The organism is Pseudomonas sp. K8 (assembly GCF_014889455.1).
GTDB lineage: Bacteria > Pseudomonadota > Gammaproteobacteria > Pseudomonadales > Pseudomonadaceae > Aquipseudomonas > Aquipseudomonas veronii.
Genome location: NZ_VJWO01000003.1, coordinates 251,243 through 271,358, shown reverse-complemented (window position 1 = coordinate 271,358; position 20,116 = coordinate 251,243). Strand labels below are relative to the sequence as shown.

Annotated in this window: 17 protein-coding genes; 4 read left to right on the top strand and 13 right to left on the bottom strand. The window is 59.3% G+C overall.

The window, feature by feature from the left end; genetic code table 11:
- Positions 1-100 precede the first annotated feature (100 nt).
- From fliD to INT12_RS03935, 11 genes are all read right to left on the bottom strand, one after another.
- A complete protein-coding gene (gene fliD, locus INT12_RS03985) occupies positions 101-1,504 on the bottom strand; it encodes a flagellar filament capping protein FliD (RefSeq protein WP_193040476.1) in 1,404 nt (467 codons plus the stop codon).
- Between the two features lie 80 nt (positions 1,505-1,584).
- Positions 1,585-1,935 (bottom strand): flagellar protein FlaG, encoded by a 351-nt coding sequence (locus tag INT12_RS03980; RefSeq protein WP_076963042.1) that lies wholly within the window; start codon positions 1,933-1,935, stop codon positions 1,585-1,587.
- 73 nt (positions 1,936-2,008) lie between these two features.
- Entirely contained in the window at positions 2,009-3,433 is a 1,425-nt protein-coding gene (locus INT12_RS03975) for a flagellin (RefSeq protein WP_193040483.1), read from the bottom strand.
- Positions 3,434-3,739: 306 nt separating this feature from the next.
- Positions 3,740-4,669, bottom strand: coding sequence for a ketoacyl-ACP synthase III (locus INT12_RS03970; RefSeq protein WP_076963040.1), 930 nt, complete (start codon positions 4,667-4,669; stop codon positions 3,740-3,742).
- A 276-nt stretch (positions 4,670-4,945) separates the two neighbouring features.
- Positions 4,946-6,577, bottom strand: a complete 1,632-nt coding sequence (locus tag INT12_RS03965) for a flagellar hook-associated protein 3 (RefSeq protein WP_193040477.1) — start codon at positions 6,575-6,577, stop codon at positions 4,946-4,948.
- Between the two features lie 14 nt (positions 6,578-6,591).
- Positions 6,592-8,640: a flagellar hook-associated protein FlgK gene (gene flgK, locus INT12_RS03960; protein WP_193040478.1), complete on the bottom strand. Its 2,049-nt coding sequence runs from the start codon at positions 8,638-8,640 to the stop codon at positions 6,592-6,594.
- A 10-nt stretch (positions 8,641-8,650) separates the two neighbouring features.
- Complete coding sequence (gene flgJ, locus INT12_RS03955; protein WP_193040479.1) at positions 8,651-9,916, bottom strand: flagellar assembly peptidoglycan hydrolase FlgJ; 1,266 nt, start codon at positions 9,914-9,916, stop codon at positions 8,651-8,653.
- A gap of 4 nt (positions 9,917-9,920) precedes the next feature.
- Positions 9,921-11,009, bottom strand: coding sequence for a flagellar basal body P-ring protein FlgI (locus tag INT12_RS03950; RefSeq protein ID WP_193040484.1), 1,089 nt, complete (start codon positions 11,007-11,009; stop codon positions 9,921-9,923).
- Positions 11,010-11,036: 27 nt separating this feature from the next.
- The gene (gene flgH / locus INT12_RS03945; protein WP_017845363.1) at positions 11,037-11,732 is read right to left on the bottom strand and encodes a flagellar basal body L-ring protein FlgH; all 696 of its coding nucleotides are present in this window, start codon (positions 11,730-11,732) and stop codon (positions 11,037-11,039) included.
- Between the two features lie 53 nt (positions 11,733-11,785).
- Complete coding sequence (flgG, locus tag INT12_RS03940; protein ID WP_017845362.1) at positions 11,786-12,571, bottom strand: flagellar basal-body rod protein FlgG; 786 nt, start codon at positions 12,569-12,571, stop codon at positions 11,786-11,788.
- Between the two features lie 67 nt (positions 12,572-12,638).
- Positions 12,639-13,379 carry a flagellar basal body rod protein FlgF gene (locus INT12_RS03935; RefSeq protein WP_026139820.1) on the bottom strand — a complete coding sequence of 247 codons (741 nt, stop codon included), beginning with the start codon at positions 13,377-13,379 and terminating at the stop codon, positions 12,639-12,641.
- Between the two features lie 597 nt (positions 13,380-13,976).
- On the opposite strand from INT12_RS03935, the gene INT12_RS03930 reads away from it, so the two are divergent.
- Positions 13,977-14,765, top strand: coding sequence for a hypothetical protein (locus INT12_RS03930; protein WP_193040480.1), 789 nt, complete (start codon positions 13,977-13,979; stop codon positions 14,763-14,765).
- Positions 14,766-14,808: 43 nt separating this feature from the next.
- Here the strand turns inward: INT12_RS03930 and INT12_RS03925 are convergent, their stop codons facing one another.
- On the bottom strand, positions 14,809-16,392 hold the full coding sequence (locus INT12_RS03925; protein ID WP_017845359.1) for a sigma-54-dependent phenylalanine hydroxylase transcriptional regulator PhhR: 1,584 nt from the start codon (positions 16,390-16,392) through the stop codon (positions 14,809-14,811).
- Positions 16,393-16,648: 256 nt separating this feature from the next.
- Between INT12_RS03925 and phhA the strand changes: the two genes are divergently transcribed.
- The 3 genes from phhA to INT12_RS03910 all read left to right on the top strand — a co-directional run bounded on the left by phhA (position 16,649) and on the right by INT12_RS03910 (position 19,098).
- Positions 16,649-17,440, top strand: coding sequence for a phenylalanine 4-monooxygenase (gene phhA / locus INT12_RS03920; RefSeq protein ID WP_046382503.1), 792 nt, complete (start codon positions 16,649-16,651; stop codon positions 17,438-17,440).
- A 105-nt stretch (positions 17,441-17,545) separates the two neighbouring features.
- On the top strand, positions 17,546-17,902 hold the full coding sequence (locus INT12_RS03915; protein WP_017845357.1) for a 4a-hydroxytetrahydrobiopterin dehydratase: 357 nt from the start codon (positions 17,546-17,548) through the stop codon (positions 17,900-17,902).
- Complete coding sequence (locus tag INT12_RS03910) at positions 17,902-19,098, top strand: amino acid aminotransferase (RefSeq protein WP_126585475.1); 1,197 nt, start codon at positions 17,902-17,904, stop codon at positions 19,096-19,098. The genes INT12_RS03915 and INT12_RS03910 overlap by 1 nt, the downstream gene beginning before the upstream one ends.
- A 130-nt stretch (positions 19,099-19,228) precedes the next feature.
- Here the strand turns inward: INT12_RS03910 and INT12_RS03905 are convergent, their stop codons facing one another.
- Entirely contained in the window at positions 19,229-20,038 is an 810-nt protein-coding gene (locus INT12_RS03905; RefSeq protein WP_017845355.1) for a UDP-2,3-diacylglucosamine diphosphatase, read from the bottom strand.
- Between the last annotated feature and the right edge of the window lie 78 nt (positions 20,039-20,116).

Here is a 20,116-nt window from a genome sequence, read left to right as displayed (position 1 = left end):
AGTAACCAATATGTCGACTGGGTCGCAAAAAGCTTTAGCCCCAGTCATCCCGCGATAAAAAAGCCAGGCAGGTTGCCTGGCCCTTTCTATCACATAGGGATCAACTATCGGACTTGACGTTGTTCAACGCATTGAGCGTGGTCATGACACTGGTGCTTTGCTGGCGCAATTGAGCGACCAGAGTATCCATGGCGTTGTATTTGGCCGACAGGCTATTGGTGAGCAGAGTCATGCGCTCATCCAGGGAAGACTGTTGCTTGGTCAGGTCCTTCAACGTGTCGGACAGCGAGCTTGAGCGCGTCGCCAGAATACCGGTGCTCGCCTTGGCGTAATCATCAGTGGCGTTTTTCATGCGCGCCAATATGCCGGTCGAGCCGCTGAACATACTGTTGATATCGGCCGCGTTGGTTTTAACCGCCGCATCCCACTTCTTGTCATCGATTGTCAGCAGGCCCGTGCTCGAATTGGTGACCACACCAAATTGAGCCAATGACTTGAATGTACCGGTCCCCGAGAGCGTGTTGAACTCATTGCGGATCGCGCTCTGCAACGAACGCATAGTCGAGTCACCTGTCAGTGTCGCCGCCGTGGTGCTGCCATCCAGGTTCGTAGTGACCTTGGTTTCCGCACTCATCGCGCTAATCAACGCGTTGTAGGTATCAAGAAACCCCTTGACCCCAGACTTCAGGGCAGTGGTGTTGGTACTGACGGTAATAAGCGTGGCGGATCGCTCAGGGTTGGTGTTCGTATCGCCTGCTGTCTTGAGAGCGGACACCGACACCAGCTTGATGTTCACACCGCTCAAGGCGCCTTCGATACTGTTGGTCTTTGACACAGATGCGACACCATCGATGCTGTACAGCGCATCCTTCGGCTCATCCACCACCGTGGCACCAACATCCAGCCCAGAATCGCCTGACAGCGTCAGATCGGACCCGGTCCCCATCGTGGTCGAGGTCAAGATAAGCCGTGAACCATTGGAGTCAGTCTGAATGTTGGCGCTCAACCCCGAGGTACCGAACTGGGTATTTATCGAGTCCCGCACCTGCTGCAGGGTGGCGCCGACAGGAATACTGACAGCGTAGTCTTTGCCAGACTGGCTGATCGTAAGCGTCGTCGGTTTGTCAGTTGCATTCACCACCGACGAAGTACCACCGGAGAAATTGGTACTCGACAACTTTGAAGCCTGGGCCAACTGACTGACAATCAACCGGAAACTACCCGTTGACGCGGTGTTACTGGAGGTCATGGTGGCGACCTTTTCATCCGAAGATGAACCGGTCAGGCCGGTGAAACTACTGTCCTTGGACATGGTGTCCAGCGCACCACGAAACGCATCCAGTGCCGCCTGAATCTTGCCGATCGAAGACAGCGTGGTGGTCGCCTTCTGGGACGCGGTATTGATCTGCGTTTGCTTGGGCACCTTCTCGGCGTTGACCAAGGATGTCACGATCGATTGCGTATCGATGTTTGAACCGATACCACTTACCGTTGAACCCGCCATCATCTATCTCCTGTTCGGTGGCTGCCGTTATCTTGACTGGTTACGCTTCAAGTCATGACAGCAACAAGTTTCATGCCAGCTCAGGCCTTGTCGTCAAACAATACGTGACTTGCGCTGGATAGGCTCTGAGCCAGTTTCAATGCCGTTTCCGACGGAATCTGGCGAATCACTTCACCATTGTCGGTATTGATGACCTTGACCACCACGCGATGGGTGGAGTCATCAATGGAAAAATCCAGGCTGCGCTGGGCAGCTTGTACGAATTCGCGAATATCGGTTACCGCTTTTTCCAGGTCCGCACGCTCAGGCTGCTTGCCTATGGCCGGGGTTTCCTGGACTTTGGTGGCGCTTTTGTCGGTCGCCACTTGAGCAGGTGCGCTTTGAGGTGCAACCGGCGGATAAGACTGGTTCAGCTTTACACTCAGGTCCATGTCCAATCTCCTCGAAACCGAAAAACGGAAGGGCACGTAAACGCGCCCTTCCGTTAGTTACCAAGCGCGCTGATTACTGAAGCAGTTTCAGTACAGCGGATGGCAGTTGGTTAGCCTGCGACAGGATCGCAGTGGAAGCCGACTGCAGGGTTTGTTGCTTGGTCAGTTCGGCGGTTTCGGAAGCGAAGTCGACGTCCTGAACGGTGGAACGTGCAGCGGTGGAGTTCTTCTGAATGTTCTGCAGGTTGTCTGCAGTGGTAGTCAGACGGTTCTGGGTAGCACCCAGGCCCGAACGAACGCCGTCGATGGTACCGATGGCCTTGTCGATGACAGCCAGCGCGTTTTGGGCGTTGGTGGCGTCGGTGACGTCGGTGTTACTGATGGTGGTCTTGGTCGACGAAACGGTTGCGGCCGAGAACAAGTCCGAAACACCGGCAGCCGCGTCGCTCAGGGAGTAGCCTTTAGCCGAATCCAGGGAAACCTGACCGGTTACAACGATTGCAGCAGCACCCAGAGCGACTGGGGTGGCGAATGCGCCAGCGCCGTCTTTTGCGCCAACCAGGATGTTCGTCTGGGCGTTACCATCAGCACTCGAGAACTTCAGGTTTTCACCGGAATCCGACTTAACCGACAGGGTTTTGTTGGATTCGTCGTAGTTAACGCTGATGCCCAGTTTGGCAGCGTTGGACTTCAGTTGGTCAGCCAGGCCAGCCAGATCGGTCACACCGACGAAATCGACAGCAGTACCACTGCCTACAGCCAGCTTGAAGTTCGACGGCGTTGCAGCGCCTACTTCCAGCTTGACTTCAGTGCTGGCGGTAGCGGTCAGACCACCGATCGAACCGTTCAGGCCCGCAGCGATGTCTTTAGCAGAAGCACCGGCAGCATAAGTAACGGTTTTTGTTTGACCGTTACCGGTTACAGTGATGTCGCCGCCAGCCAAGCCAGTTGCGCTAGGCACGATGGCCTTGGTTTTGATCTGCTGCGAACCAATGTTGTTAGCTGCAACGTTTTCCAGGCTCAGGTTGATGGTTTCGTTGGCGTTGGCGCCAACCTGGATAGCTTTGGTACCGTACGAACCGTCCAGCAGCTTCTGGCCACCGAAAGTAGTGGTTTGCGAGATACGGGTCAATTCCGAAGTAAGAGCCTGGTATTCGTCGTTGTTCGACTTACGGTCGTCAGCGCTGAGGGAACCGGTAGCGGAAGACAGAGCCAGGGTACGCATTTTTTGCAGGATGTCGGTCGAAGCCTGCATCGCGCCTTCAGCGGTCTGAGCGATGGAGATACCGTCGTTCACGTTCTTGACTGCTTGGCCCAGGCCGTTGATTTGGCTGGTCAGGCGGTTGGCGATCTGCAGGCCAGCAGCGTCGTCTTTAGCGCTGTTGATACGCAGGCCGGAAGACAGGCGCTGCATGGAAGTGGCCAGGGCGCCGCCGGCTTTGTTCAGGTTGCCCTGAGTAGTGATCGAAGCAATGTTGGTGTTTACTGTTAAAGCCATGACGAAATCCTCGTTGGATGGATACTGCGGCTTCCGGCCCTGGCAACCGCCGGGTGTGGCCTGAGAACCTACGTAATAGTTATCGTCGTGGTCGCCGGTTGCTTGAGGATTTTTTTTGATTTTTTTAATGGCGCCGTGCCACCCCTTGGATTTCAAGGGTTTGCGGCACCGTAAAGGCTTGTTTTTTTGGGGAGAGAGGCAGAAGGTCGCCGCGCAGTCCAACGCGAGGGCAAGCCCGCTCTCCACAATGCAAAACGCCGGTGATCGTTCGATCATCGGCGTTTTGTTTTGCTGGCTATCGAAGCGTCACGGGCGATAGAGAATCGCCGACCCCCAAGACAGCCCCACACCGAAGCCGCTGATGGCCACACGAGTCCAGGCGGTGCCCATCACGTGCTTTTCCAGTAGCAACGGAATGCTCGACGACACGGTGTTGCCGGTCTCGACCATGTCCTTGAGAAACTTGTCCACCGGCGCGTCTTCGAAACGACGGGCCACGGCATCGACAATCGCCGCACTGCCCTGGTGGATGCAAAACGCATCGATATCGTCGGCGTTGAGATCCGACTCATTGAGCAGTTCGTGCAAATGCGCCGGCACCTTGAGCAAGGCGAAGTTGAACACCTGACGACCGTTCATAAAGAACACACCGTTGCTGACCTTCAGGTGCGGCGCGCCGGAACCATCGGTGCCAAACTTGGATTTACCCAGCAACCACGATGCGTCCTCACCCATCCAGGTGGCTGTGGCGGCGTCGCCGAACAGCATAGTGGTGTTGCGGTCTTCCGGATCGACGATCTTTGAATACGGGTCGGCGGTGACCAGCAGACCGTTCTTCAGGCCGGTGGCTTCCATGAAGCCCTTCATCGCGTAGATGCCGTAGACGTAACCGGAACACCCCAGAGAAATATCGAACGCCGCCACATGGGTAGGCAGACCCAGTTTGTCCTGGACGATCGCAGCGGTGTGGGGCAAACCCTCTTCATCGCCGTTCTGGGTGACGACGATCAGCGCGTCGATGGATTCGCGCTTCAAGTCCGGGTTGTTGGCAAACAAAGCGTTGACCGCCTCGACACACAAATCGGAAGTTTCCTGCGCGGCTTCCTTGCGCGGCAGGAACGCCGAACCGATCTTGCCAATGATGAATTCTTCATCCTTGGCGAATTTGGCACCCTGGGCGTAGTTATCGATCCCGTCTGCCGGCACGTAACTGGCGATGCTTTTTATGCCAATCATTGTGGCTTCCCAATACTAAATAGCTGGAGAACACCCTGCGGACAATGCCCGGGGCGCTGACAATAAAGGGGGTAACCCCATAAAAATCTCGCTGAAAGCCGCCTCGCAAGGACCCTGTGACGACTTATCCTTTTCACACGATACAGTGAAGATGCGCTTTATGACTCACAGGTCACCTAATTTTGTGTGCTTTGTGCAAAACCTTCAAACAATTAAGCCTCAGAAACGATAACGGCCCAGCCTGTTTCCAGGATGGGCCGCTTGACACCAGGCTGCTTACATCTTGTTGAACAGGCTCAACTGTGAAACTTTCACGAACGCCAGCTGTGAGGCTTCCAGCATGGTTTGCTGCAAGGTCAGGTTGATGGCCGCCTCGCCCATGTCGACGTTTGCCAGGGCGCTCATGGTACTAGTGTTGGCCAGACCGACACTGGTGTTTTCGCTCTCCTGCACTTCCAGAGCGTTCTGCCGCGCACCGATGGAGCCTCGCACATTGTCGACTTGGGTAAGCGAGTTGGTAAGGTTGCTGACCGCGGCATTCAGCGCGTCCTGAAGCTTGCCCCGTGCGCCCGGGATACCGTCCGCCGGCTGCTCCAAGGCCTGGCGCAGCTGACTCAGGGTGTCAAGGGCATTCTGGGTTTTCTGGGTCGTATTGCCGACCGAAAACTGATCGCCGACTTGTGGAGTGCCGCTCAGTTCAAAAGTGACCCCCGCCGAGGTGATCGTATTCGGCGTGGTGCTGCTGTCGATCACACCATTGTCGACAATCGGCTTGCTGTTGGCGGTATACGGCTGGGCGTACACCTTGTAAGCCGTCGGGTCGGTGTCGTCGAACTTGATCAATATCCCGCTGTTGCCCGGAAAGGTGCTGGCATAGTCGGCTGAACTGCTGACCTGGGCATTGGTCAATTGCGCCGTCGATGTGTTGCTCGCGGTTCGGGCAACATTGAACGAGTCCGGCTTGGTGGTCAGGTTGAACTCGCGCCCCTTGACCAGCGCATCGGCGTCAGGCCCGGTGGCGGTGTTGGTGAGGTCGACCGTGATATCGAACTTGACCCCGCGCAGGTTGACGCTGGCGCTGCCCTCCTTGGTGGAATCGAACGTCCCGTTACCTGCAATTTCCGAGGTGATGTCGTTGTTGTTTTTATCCGTCACGACGTACTGGGTGCTGCTGGTGAAGGTCAGCTTGTACGGCTGGCCATCGGAAAACTGCTTGGTGTAATCGGTGCCCGAGGTCACGAGGCCGGCCGAGACGGCGACCTTGTTGTCATCGACCAGCGGCGGAGAAATCGCAGGCGGCACAGGCGCAACTGTCGGCGCGATATAGGTCGACTGGGTACGGCTGGTGTTGACCGCACCTTCCAGGATGCTCTTGGCCGTATCGCCGGCACTGACGTTCAGTGTTTCGGACACCTGCAGGCTCAGGGCATTTTCGTCACCCTGGTAGCTGTAAGTGCCATCGCTGTTGCGCGAATACGGTGGCGTCTGGGTCTTGGAACCGGAGAACAAATAGTTGCCTGCCGCATCCTTGCTGTTGAGCAGCCCCATTAATTGCTCCTCAAGAGCGCCGACCTCGACCGCGATGGACTTGCGGTCGGCATCACTGGTCACACCACCGGCGCGCAACGCCAACTGACTGCCGGCCTGCACCGCCGCACTGATCGATTGCAGGATGCTTTCTTCGTTGGTCAGCGAGCTTTTCAGGCTGGTGATGTTGCCACTGTACTGGGACAGCATGTCTTTCTGCTGTTGCAGCATCAGCAAACGCTGAGCGGCCACAGGATCATCGGCGGCGGTCTGCACACGCACACCGGAACTGGCCTGCTGCTGGGCCTGTACCACGCTGGAATAGTTGCTCTGATACTTGCTGGAGCTGGTGTCGAAATATTGCTGTGTAGAAATGCGCATCGGCCCAGACTCCCTTAAAGACTATTGATCAGCGTACTGAAGGTTTCTTGCGCAGCCTTGATGATCTGCGACGACGCAGTGTAGTACTGCTGGAACTTGATCATGTCGCCCGCCTCTTCATCCAGGTTGACCTGGGACACCGAGTTGCGCGCGTTCTTGTTGGCCGTCAACAGCGCGTTGGTGGCCGTGGTGTCGGTCGTGGCCGCTGCGGCCTTGGCGCCGACGGTCGAGACCAGCTTGCTGTTGGCCCCGACCAGGCTGGTGCCGCCCGTGCCGTCTGAAGCCACGCCCACGGTTGCCTTGGTCTGCAGGCTCAGCAGTTGCTGGGCGTTACGGTTGTCGGACACGCCGGTGGCATTGAACGAAAACGAGGTGCTGTCGCCATCGGATGGCGAACCCGCCACCGTGGTGTCGAAACTGAAGCTCTTGGCCGGAACCACCAGCGCACCGCTGGCATCGCGCATCGGCACATTGATGGTGATCTTGTTGTCCTGCCCCGGGATGATGCTGCCGGAACCGAGCGACTCACCCTTGGCATTATTGAGGGTGTAGGTCTGGGTACCATCGGCCGCTGGCGCGCCAAACACCATTTTCACCGGCAAGGAGTTCTGAATCCCGGCACGCAGTTGGGCGGTGTCGGCGCCGCCCTGGATATCGATGGGCACCGTCAAGGTTGGCGGCGTGAACGTACCGGTCCCCTGATTGGTCTTGCCGGCTTCGCCCTGCAATGGCGCGGCGAAGGCGACCTTGCTCGGGTCGGCGAGCACGGTGCCGATCTCTTTGGCGCCGTTGGCGGTCGGGCTGACCTTGAAGCTGTCCCCTGCCTGCATCGGGCCGCCAGTGAGGGCCAGGGTGAAACCGTCGATCACCGACGGCGGCGTGGCCGTGATGTCGAAGGCGCCCATGGCCTTGCCGTCGGAACGCAGCACGGTCACTTTGCTCGGGTCGGTGGCGTCGCTGAAGGTCACCTTGTAATCGAAGTTGGTCAGTTGGCTGCTGTCCTCGATCGTCACCCCCAAGCTGCCGGAGCCCTGGTTGCCTTGCGCGGCCAGGCTGCGCAGCGCGACGGAAGCTGCACTGTTGATGTCCTTGAACATCGAGGCACCGAACTCGCCGTTCAGGTCGATACCCTGACCCAGCTGGCTGTTGATCGTGTCGGCGGTGACAATGGCAATGCGCCCCAAATCGTTGATCGCCGGCATCAATACATCGCTGCGATAACGCAACAGCCCACCGATGCTGCCACCGCTGACCACATTGCCGATGTCCACCGCGGTGTTGCCGGGCATGTTGATCTGGATGGTGTACTGGCTGGTGTCGGCCTTGCTCGGCACAGCGGAAATAGTGTTGGACTGATCCCCCAGCACCAGGGATTGACCAGTACCGGTGCTGACGCTGAACACGCCGTTTTTCTCGACGGCGGTCACACCGATCAACTCGTTGAGCGAGCGCACGGCTTCGGCACGCGAGTCCAGCAGGTTGGCCGGGGTGGTGTTGGTGGAACCCTGCACCTGGGCAATCTGCTTGTTGAGGGACGCAATCGACGAGGTCAGTTGGTTGACCTGATCACTCATGGAGGTCAACTGGCTGTTGATGGTTTCTTTCTGCTGGCTCAACTGCGTGGAGATCGCATTGAACCGGTTACTCAACGTCTGGGCGCTGGTGAGCAGGATCTGGCGAGCCGACGTGTCGCTCGGCGTGGCCGACGCGGTCTGCACGGCGGCGAAAAACGAACTGAGTACAGCCGACATGCCGGTGGTCTTATCCGACAGAGTCTTGTCGACGGCGCTGACCTGGTCCAGATACGCCGCCGCATCGCTGTTGAGCGAGGTGCTGTTCTGGTAAGCCGTGTCCAGGTACTCGTTGTACACCCGGCGCACGTCGGCCAGGGTCGTGCCGCTGCCGATGAACACGCCGCCGTACTGGTTCGACGCGTTCGCGCTCTGAGTGGTCTGCTGACGCGAGTAGCCTGCGGTATTGGCGTTGGCGATGTTGTTACTTAAGACCGACAACGATCCTTGAGCGGCGTTTAGCCCCGACATCCCGATATTGAGCAAACTCATGGTTCAGACCTTATAAATGAGTGGTCGCGCCCGCGACAGCGTAGTTCTGGTAACTGTTCATCGTTTTTGCGATCTGCGAAATCTTGCTGGCGTAATCCGGATCGGTGGCATAGCCGGCTTTTTGCAACTCGCGCACAAACTGTTCCGGGTTGTCGGCTGACTTCACAACTTCTTTATAGCGATCATTGCTTTGCAACAACGTCACCAGGTCATGGAAGCTGTCCTGGTAGGAATCGTAGGAACGGAACTGCGCCGTTTCCTTGACCATCGCGCCATCGCGAAACTCGCTGGTGATCGCGCGGGCCTGGCCGCCCTGCCAGCTCTGGCCGGCCTTGATACCGAACAGGTTGTGGCTGCTGCTGCCGTCGTCGGCACGCATCACCGACTTGCCCCAACCGGTTTCCAGGGCGGCCTGGGCCACCAGGTACTTCGGATCGACACCGATACGCGCCGCGGCGGCCTTGGCCATCGGCAACATGGTGGCGACAAATTCGTCCTGGGAACTGAAGGCTTTCTTCGCCGGGGCCAACGGCGGCTGGGCCACGGCGCGGCCGTAGACCTGCATGCGGCCGCTGGGCACGGCAAAACTGCGTGCGCTGCTGTTGATCACGTTGTCATCGGCGGCGCTGTTACGCAGTGGCGCGCGATTGGCATCGATCGCGACCGGCGCGCTCGGCACGATGCCGGCGAGCAGTCGATCGGTCAGTTTGCTCGGCAAGGCGAGACGGCGCTGGTTCATCAGTGCCACGTCGTTGGTGTGAGCGCTGGCGCCTTCGGGGACAGCCACGCGGTAGGCCCACAGTGGGCGCTGGCCATTGGAGCGGCCCAGCGGCCCGGTCGCCTGGGTGCCGGCGGCGATTTCCGTCGGTACGTCGACTTTCTTCACCAGCTCAGCCGCCGCCGGGCCCTGCAAGGTGGCCGCCTGGGCGTCCACCGGCTTGTTCTTCTGCATCTGACGCATCAGCACGTCGGCCAGGCCGATACCCCCGCCTTCGCGGGACATCGAGACAGCCAACTGCTGGTCGTACATTTCCTGGTACTGCTTGGCGGCCGGAGTGTTCAGCGGATTGTCTTTGCCCAGGGCGTCGGTGGCCGAGCGCATCGACTTGAGCATCTCGCTGAGGAACAGCGACTCGAACTCCTGCGCCACTTTGCGCATGTTGCCGTCGCTGTTCTTGTCGGCGCCGACCTTGAGCTGGTTAAGCCGGTTCAGGTCGGAATAAGACCCCGAGTCCGCCGTGCTGCTGATCCCGCTGTTGCGCATATCCATGGCCATGGCCTCAGATCACAATCAGGTCGGCTTGCAAGGCGCCGGCCTGTTTCAATGCTTCGAGGATCGCCATCAAGTCGCCGGGCGCCGCGCCCACTTGGTTCACCGCGCGGACAATCTCGTCCAGGGTGGTGCCGGGGCCGAACTTGAACATTGGCTTGGCTTCTTGCTGGGCGTTCACCCGCGAGCGCGGTACCACGGCGGTCTGGCCATTGGACAACGGCCCAGGCTGGCTGACGATCGGGTCTTCGGTAATGGTCACGGTCAGGCTGCCGTGGGTCACCGCGGCCGGCGACACTTTGACGTTCTGGCCGATCACGATAGTGCCGGTGCGCGAGTTGATAATGACTTTGGCCACCGCCTGGCCGGGGTCGACCTCGAGGTTTTCCAGGATCGACAGGTAATCCACGCGCTGGCTTGGGTCCAGCGGCGCGGTGACCCGGACCGAGCCACCGTCGATAGCCTGGGCGACGCCAGGGCCGAGCATGTCGTTGATCTTGTCGACCACACGCTTGGCGGTGGTGAAGTCGGAACGGTTGAGGTTCAGGGTCAGGCTGTTGCCCTGGTTGAAGCCACTGGGCACGGTGCGTTCAACCGTGGCGCCGCCAGGGATGCGCCCGGCCGATGGCACGTTCACCGTAATCTTCGAACCGTCGCGGCCTTCAGCGTCAAACCCGCCCACCACCAGGTTGCCCTGGGCGATGGCGTAGACGTTGCCGTCAATACCTTTGAGCGGCGTCATCAACAGGGTACCGCCGCGCAGGCTTTTCGAGTTACCGATGGACGACACGGTAATGTCCACCACCTGACCCGGCTTGGAGAACGCCGGCAAGTCGGCACTGATGGACACAGCCGCGACGTTTTTCAGTTGCACGGTGCCCGAGCCCGACGGCACCTTGATGCCGAACTGCGAGAGCATGTTGTTGAAGGTCTGCAGGGTGAACGGGGTCTGGGTGGTCTGGTCACCCGTACCGTTAAGCCCGACCACCAGGCCGTAGCCGATCAACTGGTTAGAACGCACGCCGGAAATGCTGGCGATGTCTTTCAGGCGTTCAGCCTGGGCGACTGCGCTCAGGGACAGCAACACTGCCGCCGCCATCAGCTGTTTGAATTTCAAAGTGGCCACCTAGAAAGGGAACAGCGGGCTAAGGAAGAAACGGTCGAACCAGCCCGGCTGACTCGCATCAGCAAACGAACCCGTACCCGAGTAGGTAATGCGCGCATCGGCAATACGCGTCGAAGGCACCGTGTTGTCGGTGGCAATGTCATCGGCACGGACCATGCCGGCGATGCGTACCAGCTCGTCACCACTGTTGAGGGTCATCCACTTCTCACCGCGCACGGCGATGATGCCGTTGGGCAATACATCGGCCACCGTCACGGTGATCGAACCGGTCAGGCTGTTGTTCTGTCCAGAGGAGCTCTTGCCGTTGGTGGCGCGGTCACCGCTGTAGCCTGCGCTCAAGCTCAAGTCACCGCTGCCCAAGGGGTTGTTGGTGTTCGGCACGGCACCAAACAACGAGGTCAGGCCGATACCGGTCTTGCTGGTCTTGCCCACCTGCGAGTTGGCGTTCTTGCTGGCCGTGGTCTTCTCGTTGAGGGTGATGGTGATGATGTCACCGACCCGGAACGCCTTGCGGTCGCTGTACAGGTTCTGTTCGAAACCGGCCTGGTAGATCGAGCCATTGTTGGCCGCCGCCGGCAGCGGCGTGCGTGGCAACACCGGCGCGTAGTACGGGTCATTGGGTTTTGGCGTCGGGGCGACACAGCCCGCGAGCACGGCAATCCCACTCAATGCCAGAACGGAAACATAGCGATTCATGACCCTAACCTCACGGTGTTGCAGGCGCCCTCAGGAGCGCCCCATAGACTTGATTACAGATTCTGCGTAACGAACGAAAGCATCTGGTCGGCGGTGGAAATCACCTTGGAGTTCATCTCGTAGGCGCGCTGAGTGGTGATCATGTTGACCATCTCTTCCACTGTGCTGACGTTGGAGGTTTCCAGGGTGCTTTGCAGCGTGGTACCAAAACCGTTCAGGCCCGGGGTGCCGATTTGCGGCGCGCCACTGGAGGCGGTTTCCAGGAACAGGTTGCCGCCGATGGCTTGCAGGCCGGCCGGGTTGATGAAGTCGGCGGTTTGCAGGTTGCCGATCACTTGCGACGCCGGGTTGCCCGCCACGGTGATGGACACGGTGCCATCGTTGCCGACGGTGAAGGTCTGGGCATTGGCCGGCACGATAATGGCCGGCTCCAGGGAGAAACCGTTGGACGTGACGATCTGGCCGTTGGAGTCCAGGTGGAAAGAACCATCACGAGAGTAGGACGTCGTCCCGTCTGGTTGCAGGATCTGGAAGAACCCTTTGCCGTTGATCGCCATATCCAGAGGCTGACCGGTTTGCTGCAGGTTACCGGCCGTGAAGTTCTTCTGGGTGCCGACGATCTTCACACCGGTACCCAATTGCAGGCCCGACGGCAGTTCGCTGTCCTGGGTCGACTGGGCGCCTGGCTGGCGCTTGATCTGATAGAGCAAGTCCTGGAACTCGGCGCGATCACGCTTGAAGCCCGTGGTCGAAACGTTCGCCAGGTTGTTGGAGATGGTGGTCAGGTTGGTGTCCTGGGCGGACAGACCTGTTTTGGCAACCCATAGAGCCGGAAGCATGCTGTTCTCCTTCGTGCGCCTGTTTGTTGGCGCTGCGCCGCAAAATTAGTATTCAGTGAAACCGCTATCAGCTCATCGCCAGAACGCGGGTCATGGCCTGGTCGTCTTCTTTAGCGCTGTTCATCATCTTGATGTGCAGCTCGAACTGCTTGGAAAGCGCCAGCACCGCGGTCATTTCTTCCACCGCATTGACGTTGCTCGCCTGCAGGAACCCCGAGGTCAGCTTGACGTTCGCGTCGGCCTGGGCCGGCTGGCCGTCCTTGGTGTGGATGGTGCCGTCCAGGCCTTTGGTCATGTTCTTGAGGTCGGGCTGAACCAACTTGATCCGGTCCACTTCAGCCATCACCCGCGGGCCTTCACCCATTGCGCGGATGCTGACGGTGCCGTCGGCGCCTACTTCGATCTTCTGCTGCGGCGGCACGGCGATCGGACCACCGTTGCCCATGATCGGCATGCCATTGCCGGCCCGCAGCACGCCGAGCGCATCCACATTCATGCTGGCGCTGCGCACGTAGGCTTCGCCGCCATCGGGGGTTTGCACGGCCATCCAACCGTCACCACTGACCGCCACATCGAGGTCACGACCGGTTTCGATCATGGCACCCGGAGAGAAGTCGGTGGCAGGCCGCTCGGTCATGGCAAACGCCCGCGCCGGAAAGCTGTCACCGAACACCGGCATCGAGCGCGCCTGCTCAAGGTCACGCTGGAAGCCGTTGGTGGAAATGTTCGCCAGATTGTTGGCATGGGCCTTCTGCGCCAGAGCATTCTGGCTGGCGCCGGTCATTGCCACGTAAAGGTACTTGTCCACGCTCTATCCTCTTTCTGACGGACGTTTGCCGCCCACCGCTGTACTGATGAGGCTTAAGCAATTTGCGAACCAACTTTCAAAAAGTGCAGAAAGCCCAAGCGGGGCAAGGGTTTGCGGCAAGGCGTGAAAAAAGGCAGGCCCAGGCGGAGTCGAAAAAACGGCGGAGTTATGCCGCAGACGGCAACGGTTGGTGTCCCGCAGGCTTTTCCCGGCGCTCAAGCGCTACGCATGGGTGGAGCACGGAGCACGCCGAACCGCTGAAACACTTGGCAAGCCACTGGGCACTTGCCCTCCCCGTTGGCCACCTCGAAACGACGGGGCCGAGGTTTTGTTGTCCGACCATTACAAGCGCCAAAAAAACCATATGCCTGACGGCCCCGTAAATGCGTGAGTACATATGTAGCTGGCTTGTTTTTTATAAAACCCCGACAAAGCCAGCTCCAAACAAGAATAGTCCGATAGCTTTTTACATTTACTGATCAAAACCCACTTGGCGTTCAAATACAGCACCCGTAACTTCGGTGCGACGCAAAGCGGTCACGACTACTTTTCGATCACTCGCACCTTATCAACTTATTATTTCCCAAGGATACTGAAATGCCCGGCATTGATAATGCACCCCATACGCACATGACGACAACTTGGCAAAAACAATTTTCTTATAACGAAATTCTAGACCGGTTCGAGCCATTAAGCAGCCTATCACCCGAACAACGACGCGAGTTGGAGATACACCCGGAGCTGAATCCTAACAATAAAGAATACTGGGAAAGCCGAGCTGGGGAGTACGATGCCGGGACACTGCCGCCCTGTTGCGACCTAGACCCGACGACCTCGGCGTTCCTGGAGCTGCTGGACAACATCCCCGGCAGGACCATCGAGACCGGCCTGGGCGTGTCCGCCAACGATGTACGCAGCGGCAAGTTTGGAGCGTTATCGCACAGCGCACTCAGGGAACTGGAAAAACTGGATAAGAACCAAAACTACCAATTGGTCTCCCGTATTAAAGAGGAGAATGACTCAATGAGCGGATCATTGGCATGGTTCCCTGAAAACGGCGGCAGCCCCATTGAAATCGAAAGTTCTACAGAGGGAACGGTATTTCCGCCCAATGGCTCAGCGTTGCTTGAACATATCGACTTATCAATGCTTATACCCACCTATAACAACGAAGGGGTTTCTGCCAACGAACTGAGATCCGGAAAGTACGGGCGCCTTCCCCCGGAGATCAATCAGAGCCTTGAAAAACTGCAGAACCATAAAGACTACGCACTGACCACACTCTTTTCCCCCCCACCCAATGAAGCGCCTTACATGGCCTGGGTTGAGAAAAAAACAGATGACACCGTGCTCATCCATCAAGATCCAAGCTACGCGATGTATTGACGCCGCCGTGTCACCCCTCGCAGAAAAACCCTGGACATGGCGTCTATCGAGCAGCGTGTTCAGGGGTTTTGCCCTCTTTGCCCAAACCATAATCCCGCAACTTGTTGGCAATCGTTGTATGGGAAACGCCCAAGCGCTTGCCCAACTGCCGACTGCTGGGATGTTCGGCATACAGACTTTCCAGCACGGCCTTTTCAAACCGGCCGACGATGGCTTCCAGGCCGCCCTCCAGAGAGAAATCGCCAAGCGGCTGACGCACGCCATAGTCCGGCAGACGAATGTGTTCAGCCTTGACCGTCCCGCCCTCACACAGCGACACCGCCTGGAACAGGACGTTTTCCAGTTGCCGTACATTGCCCGGCCAGTGGTAATGGCTGAGCCGCTCCATGGCCGCCGAAGCCAGTTTGGGCAACGGGCAGCCGATCTGCCGGCTGGCTTGATCGAGGAAGTGTTCCACCAGCGGCGCCAGGCCATCGAGGCATTCGCGCAGCGGCGGGATATGCAGCGACAGCACGTTCAGGCGGTGATAAAGGTCCTGACGGAATTCGCCCCGCGCGCAGAGTTCCGAGAGGTCCACCTGGGTTGCGCAGATCACCCGCACATCCAGGTACACCTCTTCATCGCTGCCGACTCGGCGAAAGCAACCGTCCTGCAGGAACCGCAGCAACTTCACCTGCAGGCGCGCGCTCATTTCCCCGACGCCATCAAGAAATAGCGTACCGCCCGCCGTCAGCTCCAGCAGCCCCAGCTTGCCCTCGGCCCGTGCCCCTTCAAAAGCGCCGGGGCCGTAGCCGAACAGCTCGGTCTCGGCCATCGACTCCGGCAAGCCGGCACAATTGAGCGCCATCAACGGCGATTGGCCACGAGGGCTGGCCAAGTGACAGGCGCGGGCAAGCAGCTCCTTGCCGGTGCCCGTTTCGCCTTCTATTAAGAGCGGCGCATCCAGCGGCGCCATGCGTCGGGCCTCACGGACCACGGCAGCCATGACCTTGGAACTCTGGAAGATGCTGTCGAAGCCACGCAGCTCCTGCTTGCGCACATTGTAGATGCGCTCACCGACGCGGTCGGCACGGTGCAGGGTCAACACTGCGCCGGCCATGGCTTCGCTGTCGTCGTGTTCGGCGGATTGCAGCGGCGCGATGTCCGCCAGGAATACGTCACCCTTGACCTTGACCCGCAGGCCATTGATCCGCGATTTGCTCGCGCGCACCAGTTCCGGCAAGTCGAAATCCTCGGCGTAACGCGACAGCGGGATGCCCGGCACCTCGTCCACCCGCACCCCGAGCAACTGCGCGGCCGCGCGGTTAGCGGCAACGATCGAGCCCCCCATGTCGATGGACAGCACCGGAAACTCCAGGGCCCCGAGCAATGCATTGAGTTCCATGTGCCGACGTTCGCTGGGCATGAGCCCCACACGCTTTACGCCAAACACCCCGGCAATCGCCTCGAACTGCGGGCGCAAGGCCTGGAATTGCATGTTCACCAGATTCGGACAGAACAGGTAGATGGCATTGCCATGCTCACCGCCGACCTCGCCCTTGGCGACGTTGACGCCGTACTCCACCAACAGGTTGAGAATGTCCCGCAGGATGCCGATGCGGTTCTGGCAATGCACTTTGATACGCATGAAAAGGCCCGAAGAAGGGTAGGCGCCGCGTCTTTTTGTCGCTGGGCGCAGATAGTCGTCAAGATTATGTGACAGTCAGCCGTCTTTTCACAGCCCAACGCATCAATGAACGGCCAATCCGTAACGAATACTTTACGAATATCGGTAAACTTTCCTACAGCACCCTTGCGCAGGCCGCTGGAATCTCGCCCCAATCGGGTTATCAATACGTACATCGCAGGACATAACAAGAACGAATGCCTAGCAGGAGAGCCGTATGAAGCAGACGCACTACGTGGCCCGCGAGCCCGATGCGCAAGGTTTTATCCACTACCCGCCGGAAGAACACGCGGTGTGGAACACCCTGATCACACGCCAGTTGAAGGTGATCGAGGGCCGGGCCTGCCAGGAATACCTGGACGGCATCGACAAGCTCGGCCTGCCCCTGGACCGCATCCCGCAACTGAGCGAAATCAACACGGTGCTGGCCGAGACCACCGGCTGGCAAGTCGCCCGCGTGCCGGCGCTGATCCCCTTCCAGACGTTCTTTGAATTACTCGCCAACAAGCAGTTTCCGGTGGCGACTTTTATTCGCACCCGCGAAGAACTGGACTACCTGCAAGAGCCGGATATTTTCCACGAGATCTTCGGCCACTGCCCGCTGCTGACCAATCCCTGGTTCGCCGAATTCACCCACACCTACGGCAAGCTCGGCCTCGCGGCCACCAAAGAGCAGCGCGTGTACCTGGCGCGCCTGTACTGGATGACCATCGAGTTTGGCCTGGTGGATACGCCCGCAGGCCGGCGCATCTACGGTGGCGGTATTTTGTCGTCGCCCAAGGAAACGGTGTACAGCCTGTCGTCCGAACCCGAGCACCAGGCCTTCGACCCGCTGGAGGCGATGCGTACACCGTATCGCATCGACATCCTGCAACCGCTATATTTTGTCTTGCCCGAGCTCAAGCGCCTGTTCGATGTCGCCCAGGAAGACATCATGGGCATGGTCGAGCGCGGCATGCAGTTGGGTCTGCACGCACCGAAGTTCCCACCCAAACCCAAAGCGGCGTGAACCGTAGGTTTTGATACCAGGTGAATCTGTTCCCTGGCCCCGCGTTGCTTTAGGGTGACGCCACTGACGACCGTTTTCCAGACACTCGAATTCAGGACACCCCACATGACCACCTTGAACCAAGCCCACTGCGAAGCCTGCCGCGCCGATGCCCCGCAAGTCAGCGATGAAGAACTGCCGGTGCTGCTCAAGCAGATCCCCGACTGGAACATCGAAGTCCGCGATGGCGTCATGCAACTGGAAAAGGTTTTCCTGTTCAAGAACTTCAAGTTCGCCCTGGCCTTTACCAACGCCATGGGCGCCATCTCCGAAGCCGAAGGTCACCATCCTGGCCTGCTCACCGAGTGGGGCAAGGTCACGGTGACCTGGTGGAGCCACTCCATCAAAGGCCTGCATCGCAACGACTTCATCATGGCCGCGCGCACCGACGAAGTGGCCAAGGATGCCGAGGGCCGCAAATAATGCACTTCGATGCGATTGGCCGCGTGCCCGGCGACCCGATCCTCGGGCTGATGGACCTGTATGCCCAGGATGCCAACCCGAACAAGTTCGACCTCGGCGTGGGCGTGTACAAGGACGACCAGGGGCTGACACCGATCCTCCCTTCCGTGAAACTCGCCGAGCAGCGCCTGGTGGAGCAGCAAACCACCAAGACCTACATTGGCGGCCACGGCGACGCTGCGTTCGGCAGATTGATCAGCGAACTGGTGCTCGGCGCCGAGTCCACGCTGCTGCGCGCACACCGTGCCGGTGCGACCCAGACTCCAGGCGGCACCGGCGCCCTGCGCCTGAGCGCCGACTTTATCGCCCACAGCCTGCCCGGCCGCGGTGTATGGCTGAGCAACCCGACCTGGCCGATCCACGAAAGCATCTTCGCCAAGGCCGGGATCAAGGTCAGTCACTACCCTTACGTCGGCGCGGACAATCACCTGGATGTGAGCGCGATGCTGGCGACCTTGTCCACGGTGCCCGAGGGCGACGTGGTGCTGCTGCACGCCTGCTGCCATAACCCAACCGGTTTCGACCTGTCCCAGGCTGACTGGCGCCAGGTCCTGCAGATCGTGCGCGAGCGCCACCTGCTGCCGCTGATCGACTTCGCCTACCAGGGCTTTGGCGACGGCCTGGAGCAGGATGCCTGGGCGGTGCGCCTGTTCGCGAGCGAGCTGCCGGAAGTGCTGATCACCAGCTCCTGCTCGAAAAACTTCGGCCTGTATAGCGACCGTGTCGGCGCGCTGATCGTGTGTGCGGCGGATGCCGAAAAGCTGACGGATGTGCGCAGCCAGTTGGCGAATATCGCGCGCAACCTGTGGTCGACTCCGCCGGATCACGGCGCAGCAGTCGTCGCGACGATCCTCGGCGATGCCAAGCTGAAGGCACAGTGGAGCGACGAAGTCGAAGCCATGCGCTCGCGCATCGCACAGTTACGCGCCGGGCTCGTGGAGGCGCTCACGCCACACGGGCTGGCCGAACGCTTTGCACATATCGGCGCACAGCGTGGGATGTTTTCCTATACCGGCTTGAGCGCCGAACAGGTCAAGCAACTGCGCGAGAAACACAGCGTGTATATGGTCAGTTCGGGGCGGGCCAACGTCGCGGGGATCGATGCGACGCGATTGACGCTGCTGGCGCAAGCCATTGCAGACGTTTCGCACACTTAACCGAAGAAATGCAAAGCCCAATGTGGGAGGGGACTTGCTCCCGATAGCAATGGATCAGTCGCCAAATACAGTGACTGACACTGCGCGATCGCGAGCAAGCCCGCTCCCACTTGTTGGGCCGAGCAAGGCCTTAACCCGCGACCATCTCCGATTTCAGCAGCGCCTCTTTGGCCTGCGCATCCGCCAATCGATACAACTCGATATGCCCATCCCAGTGCTCGATCAACGCCGAGCACGACTCCACCCAATCCCCGCAGTTGAGGTAATCCACCTCGCCCACCTTGCGAATCTCCGCATGGTGAATATGCCCGCACACCACCCCATGCAATTCGCGCCGGGTCACTTCATGGGCGATGGCTTCTTCGAAATCGCTGATAAAGCTCACCGCCGTCTTCACCTTGTGCTTCAGATACGCCGACAGCGACCAGTAACCGTAGCCATACCGCGCACGCCAGTGATTCAACCAACGGTTCAACGTCAGGGTGAACTCGTAGGCCGAGTCGCCGAGGAACGCCAGCCAGCGGTGATAACGCGTGATCACATCGAACTGGTCGCCGTGGATCACCAGGAGGTGGCGGCCATCGGCGGTGACATGGATGGCTTCGTCCACCAACTGGATGTTGCCCAGGATCAGCTTGGAGTAGCGACGCAGGAACTCGTCGTGGTTGCCGGTGACATAGATCACCTCGGTGCCGCGCTTGGCCATGGTCAACAGGCGGCGGATCACGTTGGTATGGGCCTGGGGCCAATACATGCCGCCGCGCAGCTTCCAGCCGTCGATGATATCGCCCACCAGGTACACCTTGTCGGCGTGGTAGCCCTTGAGGAATTGCGCCAAGTGTTCGGCCTGGCAATCCCGAGTGCCCAGATGTACATCGGAAATCCACAGGGTACGAACCCGTTGCTTGCGGCTGGGTGTAGCGAATTCGGCACGGGTCATGGGCATCCCTCGACGGTGTTTTCGCGAGCTTGCGCCCTGGCGATTAATAGCCCATGACAGCTGTGCGTCAGTCTGATG

Excerpts from the sequence above, each read along its gene's own strand:
- INT12_RS03925 (WP_017845359.1), bottom strand. The coding sequence starts at position 16,392 with ATGCGTATCAAAGTGCATTGCCAGAACCGCATCGGCATCCTGCGGGAC.
- flgK (WP_193040478.1), bottom strand. The coding sequence starts at position 8,640 with ATGAGTTTGCTCAATATCGGGATGTCGGGGCTAAACGCCGCTCAAGGA.
- INT12_RS03910 (WP_126585475.1), top strand. The coding sequence starts at position 17,902 with ATGCACTTCGATGCGATTGGCCGCGTGCCCGGCGACCCGATCCTCGGG.
- INT12_RS03975 (WP_193040483.1), bottom strand. The coding sequence starts at position 3,433 with ATGGCTTTAACAGTAAACACCAACATTGCTTCGATCACTACTCAGGGC.
- INT12_RS03980 (WP_076963042.1), bottom strand. The coding sequence starts at position 1,935 with ATGGACCTGAGTGTAAAGCTGAACCAGTCTTATCCGCCGGTTGCACCT.
- flgH (WP_017845363.1), bottom strand. The coding sequence starts at position 11,732 with ATGAATCGCTATGTTTCCGTTCTGGCATTGAGTGGGATTGCCGTGCTC.
- fliD (WP_193040476.1), bottom strand. The coding sequence starts at position 1,504 with ATGGCGGGTTCAACGGTAAGTGGTATCGGTTCAAACATCGATACGCAA.
- INT12_RS03950 (WP_193040484.1), bottom strand. The coding sequence starts at position 11,009 with ATGGCGGCGGCAGTGTTGCTGTCCCTGAGCGCAGTCGCCCAGGCTGAA.
- flgG (WP_017845362.1), bottom strand. The coding sequence starts at position 12,571 with ATGCTTCCGGCTCTATGGGTTGCCAAAACAGGTCTGTCCGCCCAGGAC.
- INT12_RS03965 (WP_193040477.1), bottom strand. The coding sequence starts at position 6,577 with ATGCGCATTTCTACACAGCAATATTTCGACACCAGCTCCAGCAAGTAT.
- flgJ (WP_193040479.1), bottom strand. The coding sequence starts at position 9,916 with ATGGCCATGGATATGCGCAACAGCGGGATCAGCAGCACGGCGGACTCG.
- INT12_RS03970 (WP_076963040.1), bottom strand. The coding sequence starts at position 4,669 with ATGATTGGCATAAAAAGCATCGCCAGTTACGTGCCGGCAGACGGGATC.
- INT12_RS03905 (WP_017845355.1), bottom strand. The coding sequence starts at position 20,038 with ATGACCCGTGCCGAATTCGCTACACCCAGCCGCAAGCAACGGGTTCGT.
- INT12_RS03930 (WP_193040480.1), top strand. The coding sequence starts at position 13,977 with ATGCCCGGCATTGATAATGCACCCCATACGCACATGACGACAACTTGG.
- phhA (WP_046382503.1), top strand. The coding sequence starts at position 16,649 with ATGAAGCAGACGCACTACGTGGCCCGCGAGCCCGATGCGCAAGGTTTT.
- INT12_RS03915 (WP_017845357.1), top strand. The coding sequence starts at position 17,546 with ATGACCACCTTGAACCAAGCCCACTGCGAAGCCTGCCGCGCCGATGCC.